This window comes from Priestia sp. J2 (assembly GCF_020790095.1).
Lineage (GTDB): Bacteria > Bacillota > Bacilli > Bacillales > Bacillaceae_H > Priestia > Priestia zanthoxyli.
Genome location: NZ_CP086208.1, coordinates 4581509 through 4599024 on the forward strand (window position 1 = coordinate 4581509; position 17516 = coordinate 4599024).

At 38.1% G+C, this 17516-nt stretch carries 17 protein-coding genes; 3 read left to right on the forward strand and 14 right to left on the reverse strand.

The genetic code is table 11. From position 1 onward, the window contains the following. Positions 1 to 123: 123 nt before the first annotated feature. Positions 124 to 1512, reverse strand: coding sequence for an argininosuccinate lyase (gene argH / locus LJY09_RS23705; protein ID WP_014458026.1), 1389 nt, complete (start codon positions 1510 to 1512; stop codon positions 124 to 126). Continuing rightward, the gene (locus LJY09_RS23710; RefSeq protein ID WP_033579611.1) at positions 1509 to 2717 is read right to left on the reverse strand and encodes an argininosuccinate synthase; all 1209 of its coding nucleotides are present in this window, start codon (positions 2715 to 2717) and stop codon (positions 1509 to 1511) included. Before LJY09_RS23710 ends, argH begins: the two co-directional genes overlap by 4 nt. A gap of 314 nt (positions 2718 to 3031) precedes the next feature. On the opposite strand from LJY09_RS23710, the gene LJY09_RS23715 reads away from it, so the two are divergent. Beyond that, positions 3032 to 3346, forward strand: a complete 315-nt coding sequence (locus LJY09_RS23715; RefSeq protein ID WP_099331323.1) for a hypothetical protein — start codon at positions 3032 to 3034, stop codon at positions 3344 to 3346. A 25-nt stretch (positions 3347 to 3371) separates the two neighbouring features. Here LJY09_RS23715 and LJY09_RS23720 read toward each other — a convergent pair whose 3' ends face one another. From LJY09_RS23720 to sppA, 8 genes are all read right to left on the reverse strand, one after another. Next, positions 3372 to 4214 (reverse strand): EcsC family protein, encoded by an 843-nt coding sequence (locus LJY09_RS23720; RefSeq protein WP_028411795.1) that lies wholly within the window; start codon positions 4212 to 4214, stop codon positions 3372 to 3374. 231 nt (positions 4215 to 4445) lie between these two features. Next, the gene (locus LJY09_RS23725; RefSeq protein WP_013059468.1) at positions 4446 to 5636 is read right to left on the reverse strand and encodes an acetate kinase; all 1191 of its coding nucleotides are present in this window, start codon (positions 5634 to 5636) and stop codon (positions 4446 to 4448) included. 196 nt (positions 5637 to 5832) lie between these two features. Then, complete coding sequence (locus LJY09_RS23730; RefSeq protein WP_029319991.1) at positions 5833 to 6825, reverse strand: class I SAM-dependent methyltransferase; 993 nt, start codon at positions 6823 to 6825, stop codon at positions 5833 to 5835. 147 nt (positions 6826 to 6972) lie between these two features. Further along, entirely contained in the window at positions 6973 to 7467 is a 495-nt protein-coding gene (tpx, locus tag LJY09_RS23735; RefSeq protein ID WP_028411797.1) for a thiol peroxidase, read from the reverse strand. Between the two features lie 177 nt (positions 7468 to 7644). Next, positions 7645 to 8112, reverse strand: coding sequence for a GerW family sporulation protein (ytfJ, locus tag LJY09_RS23740; RefSeq protein WP_028411798.1), 468 nt, complete (start codon positions 8110 to 8112; stop codon positions 7645 to 7647). A 13-nt stretch (positions 8113 to 8125) separates the two neighbouring features. After that, on the reverse strand, positions 8126 to 8824 hold the full coding sequence (locus LJY09_RS23745; protein ID WP_028411799.1) for a DUF2953 domain-containing protein: 699 nt from the start codon (positions 8822 to 8824) through the stop codon (positions 8126 to 8128). A 234-nt stretch (positions 8825 to 9058) separates the two neighbouring features. Further along, entirely contained in the window at positions 9059 to 9562 is a 504-nt protein-coding gene (locus tag LJY09_RS23750; protein WP_013059473.1) for an RDD family protein, read from the reverse strand. A 10-nt stretch (positions 9563 to 9572) separates the two neighbouring features. Further along, positions 9573 to 10583, reverse strand: a complete 1011-nt coding sequence (gene sppA, locus LJY09_RS23755) for a signal peptide peptidase SppA (protein WP_014458019.1) — start codon at positions 10581 to 10583, stop codon at positions 9573 to 9575. A 149-nt stretch (positions 10584 to 10732) separates the two neighbouring features. Between sppA and LJY09_RS23760 the strand changes: the two genes are divergently transcribed. Beyond that, the gene (locus tag LJY09_RS23760) at positions 10733 to 11533 is read left to right on the forward strand and encodes an NAD kinase (RefSeq protein WP_014458018.1); all 801 of its coding nucleotides are present in this window, start codon (positions 10733 to 10735) and stop codon (positions 11531 to 11533) included. Positions 11534 to 11556: 23 nt separating this feature from the next. On the opposite strand, the gene LJY09_RS23765 is transcribed toward LJY09_RS23760, so the two are convergent. The 4 genes from LJY09_RS23765 to LJY09_RS23780 form a co-directional block, all read right to left on the reverse strand. Next, positions 11557 to 13149: an amidohydrolase gene (locus LJY09_RS23765; RefSeq protein ID WP_154989653.1), complete on the reverse strand. Its 1593-nt coding sequence runs from the start codon at positions 13147 to 13149 to the stop codon at positions 11557 to 11559. A gap of 123 nt (positions 13150 to 13272) precedes the next feature. Further along, positions 13273 to 13461: an alpha/beta-type small acid-soluble spore protein gene (locus tag LJY09_RS23770; RefSeq protein WP_013059477.1), complete on the reverse strand. Its 189-nt coding sequence runs from the start codon at positions 13459 to 13461 to the stop codon at positions 13273 to 13275. 88 nt (positions 13462 to 13549) lie between these two features. After that, on the reverse strand, positions 13550 to 14761 hold the full coding sequence (gene thiI, locus LJY09_RS23775) for a tRNA uracil 4-sulfurtransferase ThiI (protein WP_014458016.1): 1212 nt from the start codon (positions 14759 to 14761) through the stop codon (positions 13550 to 13552). Positions 14762 to 14767: 6 nt separating this feature from the next. Then, positions 14768 to 15910 (reverse strand): cysteine desulfurase family protein, encoded by a 1143-nt coding sequence (locus tag LJY09_RS23780; protein ID WP_098112326.1) that lies wholly within the window; start codon positions 15908 to 15910, stop codon positions 14768 to 14770. 222 nt (positions 15911 to 16132) lie between these two features. On the opposite strand from LJY09_RS23780, the gene brnQ reads away from it, so the two are divergent. After that, positions 16133 to 17488, forward strand: coding sequence for a branched-chain amino acid transport system II carrier protein (brnQ, locus tag LJY09_RS23785; protein WP_014458014.1), 1356 nt, complete (start codon positions 16133 to 16135; stop codon positions 17486 to 17488). Positions 17489 to 17516 lie beyond the last annotated feature (28 nt).

Below are 17516 nucleotides of genomic sequence, written 5' to 3' on the forward strand. Positions count from 1 at the left end.
GAACTTTATTTCATAATCCCTTACATGATCTTTTCTATTTTCTTCTTAATTGCTCTAGTTATACCATTTATCTCACATCAAAAAACGCCCGCAGAATTTTCTGCGGACGTTTTGAGAACTGTTTTATATTGAAGCTTTTTCATGCAATTCATCTTTAGCTAGCTGAATTGCTTTTTTCACTTGTTCAAACCCTGTTCCTCCCGCGCTGTTGCGGCGATTAACAGCTGTTTTTGGACTTAATACATGGTAGATGTCTTCCTCGAATAAATCTGACGCTTCTTTATATTGCTCGAGCGGCAAATCCATTAGGTAGATATTTTTCTGAATACAAACGAGAACCAGTTTCCCAACCACTTCATGTGCTTCACGAAACGGCATACCTTTTGCAGCAAGATAGTCAGCTAACTCCGTTGCATTTGAAAAATCTTGTTTCGTAGCTTTTTCCATAACATTTGTTTTTACTGTCATTGTTTCAATCATGCCAGCAAAGATCGTTAAGCAGCCTTCAATCGTTGTAACCGTATCGAACATGCCTTCTTTATCTTCTTGCAAGTCTTTGTTGTATGTTAAAGGCGTGCCTTTTAACACAGTCAACAAGCTAAATAAATGACCATATACTCGTCCTGTTTTACCACGAATTAACTCTGCCATATCAGGATTTTTCTTTTGAGGCATAATACTGCTGCCAGTTGCATACGTATCATCCATTTCAATAAATTGAAACTCTTGACTAGACCATAAAATTAACTCTTCACAAAAACGAGATAAATGCATCATTAAAATAGAACTGTTGCTTAAAAACTCTAAAATAAAGTCACGGTCGCTGACAGCATCCATACTGTTTTGATAAATTCCATTAAAGCCTAGAAGCTCCGCGCTGTAATGACGATCAATTGGAAATGTCGTACCAGCTAAAGCTCCTGCTCCTAAAGGAGATAAATCAATACGCTTTAGTGATTCCGCATAACGCTCAGCATCACGCTTAAACATTGAAACATAAGCCATTAGATGATGAGCAAAAGAAACCGGCTGCGCGCGCTGTAAATGTGTGTAGCCTGGAAAAATAGTTTCGACATGCTGATCTGCTTTTGTAAGCAGCACATCTTCTAGATTTTCGATCAGTCCTACAATTTGCTGAACATGCTTTTTTAAATATAAGTGCATATCTGTAGCAACTTGATCATTACGGCTTCGACCCGTATGAAGCTTACCTCCAACCGGACCAATTTCATCAATTAATAGCTTTTCTAAATTCAAATGAATATCTTCATATTGAGCAGAAAATGTTAATTCTTTCTTCTTAGCTTTTTCAAGCAGTGTTTGAAGGCCTTTTTTAATTTGTGACGCTTCATCTCCAGAAAGAATGCTGCATTTCTCAAGCATTGTTACATGTGCTAAACTGCCTTCAATATCTTCTTCTACAAGATGCTGATCAAATGAAATGGACGCACCGAACTCGTCAATCCATTGTTCAGGGCGTTTCGTAAAACGCCCTCCCCAAAGTTTGGTCATACCGTTGTCACCTTCTTTTGATTTACCATGCTGCTCACTTGTGTTGGAAGACCCCATAATGAGATAAAACCAACTGCTGCATTGTGATCAAATTCATCTTCTTTTGTATATGTTGCAAGTTTTTCATTGTATAAAGAATTAGGAGATTTACGTCCCTCTACGATAGCATGCCCTTTAAATAGTTTTACTCTCACTGTTCCGTTCACATATTGCTGCGTGTCTTTTAAGAATGCAAGCAGGGAATTTGTTAATGGAGAGAACCATAAACCCTCATAGATAACTTCTGTTAATTTTTTCTCAATCACTGGTTTGAAGTGCGCTACTTCTTTCACTAATGTTAAATCTTCAAGCTCTTTGTGTGCTTTAATTAATGTCATAGCAGCTGGACACTCATATACTTCACGTGATTTGATTCCCACAAGACGGTTTTCTACATGATCAATACGTCCCACTCCGTGCTTACCTGCAATTTCATTCAATTCTAGAATTAACTGAGCTAGCGTATAAGATTGACCATTTAATGCTACTGGAACACCTTCAACGAATTCAATTTCTACTACATCGGCTGTGTCCGGAGTATTTTCAAGAGAAGCCGTTAGGTCATATGCTTCTTCAGGTGGAGCTGCCCAAGGATCTTCAAGAACGCCGCACTCGTTACTTCTTCCCCATAAGTTTTGGTCAATTGAAAATGGGCTGTCTAAGTTAATTGGAATTGGGATATTCTTTTCTTTTGCATACTCAATTTCTTCTTCACGAGACCATTTCCAGTCACGAACAGGAGCTAAAACTTCTAAGTGTGGATTTAATGCTTTAATTGATACTTCGAAACGCACTTGGTCATTTCCTTTTCCCGTACATCCATGTGCGACAGCTACTGCATTTTCTTGTTCTGCTACTTCTACAAGCTTTTTAGCGATTAGCGGTCTAGATAGTGCAGATACTAATGGATATTTTCCTTCATATAACGTGTGTGCTTGAAGTGCTGCTAATGCAAATGTATTAGCATATTCTTCTTTTGCATCAATCACATATGACGATACCGCTCCAACTGTTAAGGCTTTTTCTTTAACGAATTTCAAATCTTTTCCTTCGCCTACGTCTAAACAGCAAGCTACCACATCGTACCCTTTTTCTTGTAACCATTTAATTGCAACTGATGTATCTAAACCTCCGGAATATGCTAAAACAACTTTTGGATTACTCATCATCTATTCCTCCTACAAATTATATATATATTAATACAACCGTTTTAATTTTTATTCATTTAATCTACTATTACTTTAACAACTTTTTAATCTATTTTCAATAGTTATTCAAAAAAAAGTATATAAATTCACGTTTTTTTTAATTTAATAGGATGAAAGCTCTTAAAATACTGTAAAAATAGACGTGAATGAATATTCCTGCCTTAAATGCATTGTATATTTATATGCATAAATCAAGTATAAATGATTTATTTTTCACTTAAAGTAGCTCTGGCTTTTGTCATTGTATAAAATGGAAGGGAAGAGGTGAAAAAATGGAGCGCTTTTTTACTTATGACAACAGACTCGGTATAAAAATTCCTGCTCTTGAAAGAGAATGGACATTCTATTCTGAAAAAGTTCAGCAGGATATCCTCCTAACATGGGAATCCATTCGAGGGCAAATTCCAGACAAAATTCAATCTGTAGAAAAGAGGATTAATCAAAAACAAGCGGCGTTAGAAGATGAGACTAATTTTATCCGCTCCTGTGAATTAAATAGCGAGATAGGAGAACTTGCTTCTATTATTAATGATTTGTGGCTTTGGTATCGAACAAATGAGGAAATATCAGAAAAAGTTCACGGATAGACAAAAAAACGAGTCTCATGAAAAATTAATGAGACTCGTTTTTCTTATCCAGCAAATAGCGGTATTGGTAAAAGCGCTTCGCATAATCTGTCACTTGTTTGGCCATTCGATAATTCATCCCTCCGCCAACCATCATACTCACAATTGGCAAACGATTATAAACTTTTCGCTTCGCAGCAAATATAGCTAGCGTTTTTCCAATTTGCACAACAATTTTTTGCAGCCACGTCTTATCTACAATTTGATCAACACCTTCATAAAAATACGGGTCAAATTCTTGGCTTAGCTCACTCTTTAATTGATGCCACCCCTCAGCCTGAAGGTGTCTAGGTAACGTTGCTGCATGAAAAACTTTTAGCGTTAGCATAAGCTCTGAAGGAGTCTGGATATGATAGCCGTAGCTCATTGCTGCCTGTTGCACCGCTTGAATATTCATGCATAAAACAGCGGGTATATCAATACCGACTAGCAGCGATTGGCCGGTTCCTGAAAGTGCTCCTTGACTCAGCGCATACAACCGCAGCTTGGCCATTTGCTGTTCGCATATATAAGAAAGCTGATCTACTTGAAGGGAATTCATTTCTGACAGATCTGTGATATCTTCTTTGAATACACGGGCGGTTTCAATAATTCGTTTTGTCGCTTGAGTTTGCATTTCCGTACCTTGAATTAATGCAGTTAACTGAAAGAGTCCCTCATCAATTTTATGTAAATAGGTCTCACGAACAGAAGCAGGAATTAAGTTAAGCCCTTTTTCTAACCATTCTTCGTACAATAACTCCATCTCAGTTGCTTCTACGCTCTGTAAGCTCTCTTCCCATTTATAGATTTCTTCTAAAAGCTGTTCTTCGCGATTCGTTAATATCATCATGTCACCCTTTCAAGAAATAAGTAGTTTTATTTTTATTATAACAAATAATGCATCCGTTACATTTTGCTTCCTATATTATTTCTTTCTTCTATACGTTGTAAACCTTCTTTCAACCGTCAGCTCCTTACGCTATATAAAAAAGCTGATTTCCTAACAAGGAAATCAGCTTTTCGTTAGTTTGCCTGACAATTTATGAGAATTCATGCATTGAAGAGGCACTTTATGAACTTAAATATTCGCTAAACGAGTAACGTCACGTGCAATCATAACTTCTTCGTCTGTAGGAATAACCATAACTTTAACTGGAGAATGAGGGTAGCTAATAAACGCTTCTTCTCCTTGTACACTATTTAAAGCTGGATCCCAATAAACGCCCATGAACTCTAAACCACGAAGAACGCGAGCACGTACAACATCACTGTTTTCTCCAATACCTGCTGTGAAGATGATTGCATCTACACCAGACATACGAGCAGCATAAGAACCGATATATTTATGAATACGGCTAGCAAATACTTCAAGTGCTGTTTCAGCGCGTTCATTGCCTTCAGCGCTTGCTTTGATTAGATCGCGTAGGTCACTAGAAATACCAGATACACCTAAAAGACCACTTTCTTTATTTAATACATTTAATACTTCGTCAGCAGTTTTTCCTGTTTTCTCCATAATAAATGGAATTAATGCAGGGTCAATGTTACCTGAACGAGTTCCCATTGCTACACCAGCTAATGGTGTGAAGCCCATTGATGTATCAATTGACTTTCCGCCTTCAATTGCAGCGATACTTGCACCGTTACCTAAGTGACAAGAAATTAAGCGCAATTGTTCGATTGGACGGCCAAGAAGCTCAGCTGCACGCTCAGAAACATATTTATGAGATGTGCCGTGGAAACCGTATTTACGAACGCCATACTTTTCATAGTACTCGTACGGTAAGCTGTACAAGAATGATTTTTCTGGCATTGTTTGATGGAATGCTGTATCGAAGACTGCTACAGCTGGAACATTTGGAAGAATATCTTGGAACGCTTTAATTCCCACAATGTTTGCTGGGTTGTGAAGCGGTGCTAAATCAGATAAAGCTTCAATTTCCGCTAATGTTTCATCTGTGATTAAAACAGAATCAGCAAATTTCTCTCCGCCGTGTACTACACGGTGACCTACACCAGTGATTTCATCGTATGATTGAATGATGTTTTGAGAAAGTAACTTTTCAACTAAAATTTTAACTGCAACAGCATGGTCAGGGATTTCTGTAATATCCGTTTGTTTTTCACCATTTACCGAGATCGTGAAAACAGCGTTATCTAAACCAATTCGTTCTACTAAACCTTTTGTTAATACCGTCTCACTTGGCATTTCAAATAATTGAAACTTAAGTGAAGAACTGCCGGCGTTGATTGCCATGATTTTTGACATAAAAAAACAGCTCCTTCTTTATTATACGTGCATCATAAACATAACGAACAGAACATAAAAGTGTAATCTCTACAATATTCTATGCATTTCGACACGATTTCTATCCTTATTCATTTAATCATTCACGACAATAGATTTCAAGAGCTATACATCATGAAAACGCTACCGGTAAAAATTCATTATTTTCGAAAAAGACTTACTTTTTATTAACGCTGAACCATTGGTCCATTTGAGCCATAATATCACTCATTGCTTCTCGATTACTGAACTTCGGCAAATTCACAAGCAGCGCTTGATCAGGCGCTGTTACCCCTTCTCCCTGCTTTTGAAGAATGATAATACTCTTAGCAGCCTGCTCTTGTTTGAACATTGAAAGCGGCAGCTGAACGATTCCTTGAACGATTGCTTCCTCTTTTAGCAGCGGCTGTAATAAATGAGACTGTTCAGACTCGAACAAGTTATTTGGAATAAGGGCCACTACGTATCCTCCGTCTTTTACATGGCGCAAGCTTTGTTCAATGAATAAGTGATGAGCATAGGTATGACCTTCTTCAGCTCTTACTTTATACTCTTTTGCCCCTTCATCGTTTGGATAATAACCAACCGGCAGGTCACAGACAACTAAATCAACAGGATCAATAAAAAGCGGCTGTAAGCTGTCTTGATTAAATAATTGAACGCCGTGCTTCTGTAAGTTTGCATTTACATATGTCAATTGAAGTAATAAATCATCCACATCTACACCGTATACATGTTCAATTGACGCAGCGTGTGTATTTAAAATGGTTGTTAATAAGTTTCCAGCTCCTACTGCTGGATCTAAAAGCGTATACTTATCTTTTCCTGCCATGAATTTTCCAACTAAGTAGCTGACAAATAGTCCTACAGCATCAGGGGTCATTTGGTGGTTAGGCTGAACTGCTTCTTTCATCCCTTTTAAAATAGCTAGCTGATATGCTTTTCGAATCGTTTCTTTTTCAAAATGATCAAGCGTGATTGAATCGTATTCTTTTTTTAAACGTTTTTTGGTTACCTCATCTAGCTCTTCTTGCAAAATAGTTCCTTGAAACAAGTTTTCTCCCGTTTCAGCTACTGCTTCTAAATATACGCAGTTTAGTTCTTTTCTTAAAATAATAGCTGTTTGATCAATTACACCAAATAGCTTTTCCATACTAGCTAATTGACTCATATTCTGCCTCCTGTGTAATGAAATGATATCTATATAAATGAGTAAACGTCCTATTTGGAACATCATATTTTATCATAAAAGCTTCTTAAAACACAAAGAAGGCGAAAAACATTGTTTTCCGCCTTCTGCCGAACGCCATCGACAATCTTACTTAGCTGCTTTAGCTGCTTCGATTGCTGCTTCGTAGTTCGGATGCTCAGTTACTTCTGGTAAGTACTCAACATACGTTACGTTGTCATTTGAGTCTACTACAAAGATTGAACGAGCCAATAAGCGTAATTCTTGAATAGCTACACCATATGCTTCGCCGAAAGATAAGTCGCGGTGGTCAGATAATGTTTGAACATTATCAATGCCGTTAGCACCACACCAGCGCTTTTGAGCAAACGGTAAATCTACGCTCACTGTTAATACTTTTACGTTATCTAATTTAGCTGCTTCTTCGTTGAAGCGGCGAGTTTGCGCATCACAAACTCCAGTATCAATAGAAGGAACTACACTGATTAGGCGAACAGAACCCTTTGTACTGTCAAGCGTTACTTCTGATAAATCATTTGCTAAAACGGTAAAGTTTGGCGCCTTGTCTCCAACCTTTACTTGATTTCCTAATAATGTTACATCGTTACCTTTAAATTTAGTCACGAATAATTCCTCCTTTAAATAAGTATGTACACTGTTCATATTAGCTTGTCTGTCTCTATATTGCAATTAAATGACATACATACTATAACGCTATATGCTAGAAAACATGCCCAATAAAAAAAGGCTTTGCTTGCTTCTTTTATCGTTCAAAGAAGCAAGCAAAGCTTTATTTTATCCCTACAAATTAAAATCATTTGCACCGTCATGATGCTGATTTTGTTGATTATGATGATCCTGCTGATGGTTATTTCGCTTGAACATTTGCTGCACGCGTTCAATGGCTTGAGGTGCTGTATCTAAAATCTTTTCATATAAATGTGTACTTTCATTAAGGTGAAGCATTTTAATTCCGCTTCCACTCACAATTAAAAAGGCAATTGGCGTAATTGATACACCGCCACCGCTACCTCCGCCAAATGGATGACCTGATTCTTGCTGATGCTGCCCTGGAGAAGATGGCGCATGCCCTTCTACTCCAAACTCGCTTCCACCCGCTGCAAAGCCAAAACCTACTTTTGAGACAGTTAAAATAACGCTGCCATCAGGTGTTTCTACGGGATCACCAATGATTGTATTAACATCAATCATTTCCTTTAAATTTTCCATAGCTGTCGACATTAAACTTTTAATTGGATGTTCTGCCATTAAGATAACCTCCTTATGTTTTCACAGAGTGTGTCTTGTTCTTATTTGACGACTTCCATCTTTTGCGACGCTTTTTGGACGTATGCCGCCAGTATCTCAAGGTCCGTAAACCTACTAGAATAGCTTGACCAACTCGAAAAGAAATTATGCACTCAAATACCGTTTCTGACCAAAGATGTTGAAATACAGGGGTAACGCTCATGACAGGCATATCTTTTAGTTTCATATAACGGCTGATTATACCAACTATGCCCCCCTTTGCAGACCATACAGCCCCGGTAAGTACGCCTGTTAACGCAGCATCACCTAAGCCGAAACGGCTGTGCCATTTAATATCCCTTACCGTCACTTTCTGTAAGAAACGACGAAAAATTTTATGAAAACCGACTACCTGTTCAAGGAATTGCTTCGCATTTTCTAACATGCTTAGTCCGTCTTCTACAGAATAATCACTCCATGAATTCTCGTCTTCTTTTCCTTGATCACCCATTCCTTTTTTCTTTTCAACAAGCAAACGTGGAGAATCTTTTTTTACTTTCACTACCGGAATTTCATATGTATAGCGAATAAGACCGAACCAAGCTCTGAGTCTCACTCTGTAATAATCGTTATCTCGGACATGATGAAGCTCTACAAATAGCGTGATTTTTGTCCATACAATAAGTACAATAACAATTAAAAGTGCTAGCAATATCCATAAAAGCCATAGCACATCCTTCACTCCTTCTTAGCTTCACATTATCTCCAAAACAGAGAATATTAAACCTTATGAAAACAATAAAAAGAGGTTGAGACATAACGAAATGAATCCAATCAGCTGCTAGAAAGATCTACATAAATGAAACCTACGTTTACCCTAACAAAAAAACCGAACCACTAATCAAAAATCTTGATCAGTGGTTCGGTTTTCAATTCGTCTAAATACTTTTGCCCCAGCCTCTTTTTATTATCTGCTTATTGTACCTTCATGTATGACAGTTGTATCTGCGTAGTAATCATGCGCTCCCTGCTTCTTAGGTAAAAACGCAACTAATAAATAGCCAAGTAAAAAAACCGTTTTAGAAATATAACGTCCAACTCCTTCACGAAACAGCACAACAGGCCAAGTTAAGGTGGAGTCTTTCAGCGATACTACTTTAAGCCCAAACACCATCTTTCCAAGCGTTTGTCCAAAATACTTGGTCATTAAAACAAAATAACCATAAAAGATAATAACCGTTACAATCGTATAGGGAGAAAAAAATCCATCTCCTCGAGAAATACCTGCTAAATGGAAAATGGGCTTGATCAGCAGGGAGTTCAAGCTAGCTACCACAGCTAGATCTAAAAGATATGCCCAAAAGCGCATCCAAAAGCCTGCATAATGGAATTCACTACCTATTGGAGTACTTACCGCTGGCTCATGTTTTATATTGTCGTTCGATTCGGTTGAATGAGACTGATTTTCCATGTTCCCACCTCTATTCTGCATATAAATACATCAGACGCGGAGAGCTTGGCTGCGCAAATGTTTTTAACATTGCAGTGACTTGTTCATCTCCACCTATTACTTTTTGCATGCTCATTGAAAGCCAAGAAGGCAGTCCGAATCCTTGATTGTATTGAATTACTTGTGCACCTTTTAACTTATAATCTTTCTCCATTCCCGTTACCGCATCTTCAAAATAGCCTAGTTGATCGACCAGCTTCAGCTCTTTAGCCTGACGTCCATCGTACACTCGTCCATCTGCGATAGAACGCACTTTTTCTTTAGACAAGTGGCGTCCCTCAGAGATAACATTGACGAAACCATCGTACGAGTTGTCTACAAGTGTTTGCATAATTTCTTTTTCTTCTCCGGTCATTTCTCTTGTTGGAGACATAATATCTTTATGAGCCCCGCTTTTAATAACAACAGATTCTACTCCTAGTTTATCAGCCAGCTTGCCGTAGTTAACACTTTGCATAATTACACCTAGTGAACCTGTTAAAGTGTCCGGAATTGCATAGATTTTATTAGCAGCTGTTGAAATATAATAGCCTCCTGAAGCAGCCATTGATCCCATTGAAATATACACTGGCTTTTTCGTTTCTTTCTTCAGCTCTTCAATTTTTTTATGTATTTCAGCACTTTCAACGACGCCGCCGCCCGGTGAATTCACCTTAATAATGACTCCTTTAACTGCCTTATCATTTTTTGCAGCCTCTAGCTGCTTTAAAAATGCTTGGTGGTTATAACCATTTTGAGACATAAGCGGAGAGGAACTGCTTCCTGTATCTTGAATCGTTCCATTGACCTCTAGCACTGCAATTTTCTTCGCTGCATTCCCTTTTTCGATAACTGTTTCTGATAGTTCACTGTCGTCTCCTCCAAATATGCCTGCCAGACCGTCATCTTTTTCTTCTTTGACTGAAAAACCAATATTAACAATCGCAGAAAAAATGAATAAGCAGGCCGCAATTAAAAGAGCAATCCACCTTTTTTTGTTCATGAAAATCCTCCTTTTTAGGTGTCAGAATTAAAAGATTATTCTTTTAATTCTTAAAGCAATAATGCTATAATTATTGTAACAAACTTTTTTTAAAAAGTTTACTTTATCGCTAATATTTTACATATCAGACAAACAAGGGGGAACTATCTATGCCAAATCGTCGCAACGTTTATTTCTTTCATCCAAAAAACCAGGAATCAAAGGCGCTCGTAAGTCCACTTATTGAACTTGCAAAACAATATGACTTTCAAGTAGTAGACCATTTCGACAGCGCTAACATCATTGTAAGTATTGGCGGTGACGGAGCTTTCTTGCAGGCTGTCCGTCAATCTGGCTTTCGAGATGACTGCTTATATGCTGGTGTCACAACTTCAGATCAACTAAGCTTTTACTGCGATTTTCATATCGATGAAACGGATAAAATGATTGAAGCTATTACGACAGAAAATATAGAAGTACGTCGATTTCCCGTTTTACAAACTCAAATTGATCAAGGAACTTCTTTTTATTGCTTAAATGAATGTTCTATTCGATCAGGTGTTATAAAAACACTCAGTCTAGATGTTTTTATTAATGAAAATCACTTTGAAACATTCCGTGGGGATGGGATGATTATTTCAACACCAACAGGCAGTACGGCTTATAATAAATCGGTAAGTGGAGCCGTAGTTGATCCGTTAATTCCTTGTATGCAAGTCAGCGAATTGGCATCGTTAAACAATAATAATTATCGTACATTAGGATCTTCATTCATCCTAAGCGCTGAGCATACGCTCACTTTAAAACTATCCAATGACAATAACCACAGTCCAATTATTGGAATAGATAACGAAGCATTAAATGCACGTCAAGTTGATCAAGTTCAAATACGTTTAAGCGACCGTCAAATTAAAACGGTTAAGCTAAAAGATAACTCTTTCTGGCAACGAGTTAAGCGTACATTTCTATAATAAAAAGCGCCCAAGGGCGCTTTTTATTTTTGATATACAATTTTTCCATTAATAGCAGTCATCTGCACCTGTACCCCTGGAATATCATCTGCAGATATCTCAAACAGATCTTTTTCTAATACGGTAAAATCGGCCACATATCCCTTCTGAACATATCCTTTTTTATGCTCTTGATGAATGGCCTGCGCGCTTCCTAAAGTAAACAGCTGAACAGCTTCAAATACTGTGAGTCGCTCAGAAGGTATGTAAACGACCGAGCTATTTGGAGAAGTTTTTCTAGAAACCGCTGCATGGATCGTTAACATGGGATTGATAGGTTCAATAGGTGCATCCGATCCGCCTGCACACATAACCCCTTCGTCCAATAACGTTTTCCAAGCATAGCAATAATCCAAATGCTCTTCTCCGATTTTTTCAATGACCCATGGAAAATCACTGGCTAAAAACCGAGGCTGAATATCTAGCACAACCGGGAGCTTTTTTACACGATCAACTAAATCTTTTCGTAGAATTTGCGCATGGATGATACGATCTCTTTGCCCTGTTTGAGGAGGATATTGTTCGATGCTTTCCACTACGTATTGAAACGCTAAATCCCCAATCGCATGAATTGCAACGGTCATGCCCAATTCTCTCGCTTTCCTCACTAGCTGCTTTAATTCATCTAGTGATTGAATAGCTACACCTCTTGTAGAAGGGTCGCTTTTGTAAGGAAAGCTTAAAAGCGCAGATTGACTGCCGAGCGAACCATCAGCAAAAATCTTCATTGGCCCTATTTCAATAAAATCGGATGTGTCTTTCTTTTCTTCACAGTATGTATACATATCATCTACAGCTTCATGATGAACAAGTAAATGAGCACGAAACAGCTGCTTTTCTTTATGAATAACGTCTTGGAATGCTTGATATGTACGCAAAAAGCCTCCATAATAATTTAAATCTTCCGTATGTCCACCCGTTAATCCGTGCTGAACACAATCTTTAATGGCTACTGAAAGCGCTTGTCGAATGTATGCTTCTGATACTTTAGGAATATGAGCCGTTACTAATTCTTGCGCTTGATCAGCAAAAAAACCGGTAGGATTTCCAGCTTCATCCCTCTGGATAATACCTCCTTCCGGGTCACGTGTTTCAGCTGTAATCCCGGCTATTTTAAGAGCAGTCCCGTTTACTACTAATCCGTGACGACAGACTCGCTTCAACATAATAGGATGTTCAGTTGACAGCTGATCAAGATCTTGATACTGAATCAAAGAGGAATCTTCCCACTGATTTTCATCCCACCCTTCTCCAATTACCCATTCTCCTTTTGGCGTACTCTCTACTTTTTTCCGAACGAGCCTTAACACCTCTTCCCGAGAAGTAGCTTGAGACAAATCAAGCCGAAGAAGCTTTTCACCGTGACCAATTAAGTGAAGGTGGCTATCGACAAAGCCCGGATACATTGGGTGTCCTTTGAGGTGTACTTCTTTGTCAATCTCAGCACCCCATTTGATTCTTAGATCTTCTTCTGCGCCTATATCTTCAATGAATCCTTTTTCAACATATACGCTTTCTACATGCTCACCTTCTTTTAGCATCGTATATATTTTGCCGCCGTAAAATAAAGTCCCCATCGCCAACATCTCCTTTACTTTATAAAGCTTGATCTTGTCTCTATTATACGTGACAAAACAAACAAGACAAAAGAGTGAGGTTTCCCCCACTCTTTTTAGCCATCATTATTTAATTAATATGACTTATTTACCACCAAGTTGTTGCTCAGCCATTTGAACTAAGCGTTTAGTGATTTCTCCACCAACAGATCCGTTAGCGCGAGCTGTTGCTTCTGGTCCAAGATTTACACCGAATTCAGAAGCGATTTCGTATTTCATTTGGTCGATAGCAGCTGCTGAACCAGGAGCTACTAATTTGTTTGTGTTTGCCATGTGTTTTCACCTCCTTGTTGAATATAGATTGTGTCAAAACACATGGCATCATACATTATTTTTTTGGTAATTTTATGAAATTTTACTTTTAAAACAAATCTTCTACGCTGTCTGCGGTATTTGTAGCCGAAGAAGCTGTCATCTCAAGCGTTTCTACATTATTTACCGCTTCTTGAATTAATGTTTCAAAATCATAAAATTGTTCGTATCGATTTATTTTTTCACGCTTTGGCTTAGTTTTTGGTGAGCTTGGCGTAAAAATTGTACAGCAGTCTTCATACGGACGATTCGAAATTTCATGTGTGTCAATTTTACGGGCAATTTCCACAATCTCCGTTTTATCCATTGTCACAAGCGGACGCAAAATTGGCGTATTCGTCACTTCATTAATCGCATACATGCTCTCAACCGTTTGACTAGCTACTTGCCCTAAGCTGTCGCCAGTTACGATAGCTAACGATTCATTTTTTTCACGAATAAGGTCCGTAATTCGAAGCATCATACGGCGTGTAGAGGTCATGGTATAATTCTCTGGAATTTGCTTTTGAATCGCTTGCTGTACAGCTGTAAACGGTACAATGTGAAGCTTTACTTTTTCGTGATAAGCCGTTAATTTTTGCGTTAAATCAATTACTTTTTGCTTAGAACGTTCACTTGTAAAAGGCGGACTATAAAAATGAACCGCTTCTATTTCTAAACCGCGCTTCATAGCTAAGTATCCTGCAACCGGGCTGTCGATTCCTCCAGAAAGCATGAGCATCGCTTTTCCACTCGTACCAACTGGAAGACCCCCTGCTCCGCGATAATCAAAACATGTAATATACGTTGCTTCACTTCTCACTTCTACTCGTACATTTACGCTTGGCTCTTTTACGTTTACCTGTAGATGCTCTGTATTTCGTAGAATATGACTTCCTACTGCATAATTTAATTCGTTTGTATCAAGAGGAAATTGTTTGTACGCTCTTCGAGTAGATACTTTGAACGTTTTTCCTTCTATATCAAATTCTTTCATTGCTTCTAGCGCTGCTTCTTGAATGGCTTCAAGTTCATTTTCAACTTTTAATGCTAAACTAAAACTTTGAATACCAAAGATTTGCTGAAGACGTTCAATGATAGGCTCGTGATTTTCACCATTTAAGTGAATATACATGCGGTCTCTTGTGTATTTTACGTGAATGTTTTGGAATGCACTAAGAGCCGTTACAATATTTTTTCTTAGCTGCGCAACAAATTTTTTTCTATTTTGTCCTTTAGTGGAGATTTCTCCGTATCGAATTAAAATATGGTTATATATCATAGTTATTTACCTCATTACTTTCTTTAGATCTTCAATTACTGTGAAAATAGCATTTATAATGGGCGTTACTTCATTATAGTCATTTAATCCTGACAAGCTCAAACGAATGGACTGATCGGCTTCTTCGTAATTTTTACCGATAGCTAAAAGCGTTTTACTTGGCTTTTTTCGTTTTGATGAGCAGGCAGATGTAGTTGATACAAACACTCCTTTTTCTTCAAGAGCGTGAACAAAAACCTCACCTTTAATACCTTGCGCTGTAAAATTTATAATATGGGGAGCTGAATGCTCATTCGGCGTATTAATCGTGATTCTTTCGTGAGCAGAAAGTTTGTCCATCAGTTCTGCTTTTATTTTCTGCATTTTTTGCTGATTCTGAGCTGCATGTTCAAGTGTTAAACGAAGTGCTTTAGCAAATGCTACGATTCCCGGAACATTTTCCGTGCCTGATCGATGCTGCATTTCCTGAGAGCCTCCGCTAAGCAACGGATGAAGCTGAACTCCATTTCGTTTATATAAAATCCCCGTTCCTTTTAAGCCGTGAATTTTGTGTCCTGATAATGTGCATAAATCAATTTTATGATTTGCTAAAGAAAGCGGAACTTTTCCAATCCCCTGCACATGATCGACATGAAAAAGCACCTTCGAATAGTTCGTAAGCATCTGTCCAATTTCTTCAATTGGCTGAATGGTGCCAATTTCATTATTTACATGCATAACGGATACTAAAATGGTTTCATCCGTAATAGCTGATTCAATAGCCGCAGGTGACACAAATCCATTTGAATCTACCGGAACATACGTCACATGAAACCCTAGTGCTTCTAACTGCTTAAATGGTTCATGAACAGAATCATGTTCAATATTTGTCGTAATAATATGCTGACCTCGGCTTTTATATTGCATCGCTACGCCTTTAATAGCTAAATTATTCCCTTCCGTTCCTCCTGATGTAAAGATAATTTCATTTGACGATACGTGCAGCAATTCTGCTACTTGCTCACGTGAACGGCTCAACAAATTCTCCGCCTGTACGCCAAATTGATGGAGGGACGATGGATTGCCATAATAAGTTGTAGCTACTTTGGTAAAAGATTGTATGACTTCATTATAGGGTTTTGTTGTAGCGCTATTATCTAAATAAATCAAGGATGCGCGCCCCCTTCTTCATTTTTTCGGAACAACGTATTATCATACCACACCTTGGTATTTTTTTAAATTAGGCGTTCCTTTTATTATTAATAAACTATTTAGATTTTTTCAAAAAAACCTATATATGATTCCATAAATGTGGTAGTATGTATCACGTACTTTTAGTTTTTAAAAAGTCAGAAAATTTAATCATCAACATAAGAAACACTAGGAGGCATTATGAAAACCAAAGCACTCACTAACAAAGAAATACTTGCCATCGGTCTTATGCTGTTTGCTCTCTTTTTCGGAGCGGGAAATATGATTTTCCCTCCTTTGCTCGGACAGCAAGCCGGAACACACACTTGGAGTTCCATTATCGGTTTTCTCATTACAGGTGTAGGACTTCCGCTTATGGGGATAATCGCTGTTTCTAAAAGTAATGGAAACTTTACCGAAGTAGCTAAAAAAGTTCACCCTATTTTCGGGATTTCTTTTACTATATTGCTTTACTTAGCAATTGGCCCTTTTTTTGGTATACCCAGAACGGATACGGTAGCGTTTGAAATCGGTGTGACCCCATTTTTATCAGAAAATGCGGTTGCAAGCAAGATTCCTTTAATGGTCTATACGGTTATTTTCTTTGGCCTAACACTTTATTTATCATTGAATCCAACTAAAATTGTTGATCGCATAGGAAAAATTCTAACTCCTTTACTGCTCGCAGTATTAGCTCTTTTAGCTATCAAAAGTTTAATGACACCTATGGGTTCTTTTCAAGAACCTCACGCCAAATATATAGCCTCTCCATTTACGGGCGGCTTTATTGATGGATATTTGACAATGGATACAATTGCAGCTCTCGTATTTGGCATCGTTGTTATCAACAGTATTAAGGAAAAAGGCGTAACGGACGAACGAACACTTGCTTCGGTATGTATCAAAGCCGGGTTGATTGCTGCTGCTGGGTTAGCTATCGTTTATCTTTCTCTCGCGTATGTCGGCGCTTCAAGCGTAGAAGCAATTGGTATGAAAGAAAATGGAGGAGCTATTTTAACAGCTGTAGCTACAACATTATTCGGTTCGTTTGGCACCATTATTTTAGGACTCGCTATTACATTTGCTTGTCTAACGACAGCCATCGGATTAACTTCTGCTTGCGCACGATTTTTCACGCAGCTGGTGCCAAGCATGTCATATAAAACATTTGTCGTCATTTTAATGCTGTTTAGTGCTGTTATTTCAAATGTAGGGCTTACTCAATTAATTTCTATTTCCATACCTATTTTGACCTTTGTATACCCTATTGCCATTACGCTAATTGCTTTATCATTAATTGAAAGAGCCATTTCGTTTGGTCGAGAAGTATATGTGACAGCCGTAATCATTAGCTCGATTCTGAGCATTTTTGACGGGTTAAAAGCAGCAGGAATTATCCTAACAAGCATAGACAATTTTTTCAAAAACTATTTGCCGCTTTATAGCCAAGGCCTTGGCTGGCTTATTCCAACAGTTGCTGCTGCCTTCATAGGCTATATTATTAGTATTGCAAGAGGTACACATCACACAGATAGTATACAAAGAAAAGCGTCATAAAAAAGCTCGTGTCCTTTGGACACGAGCT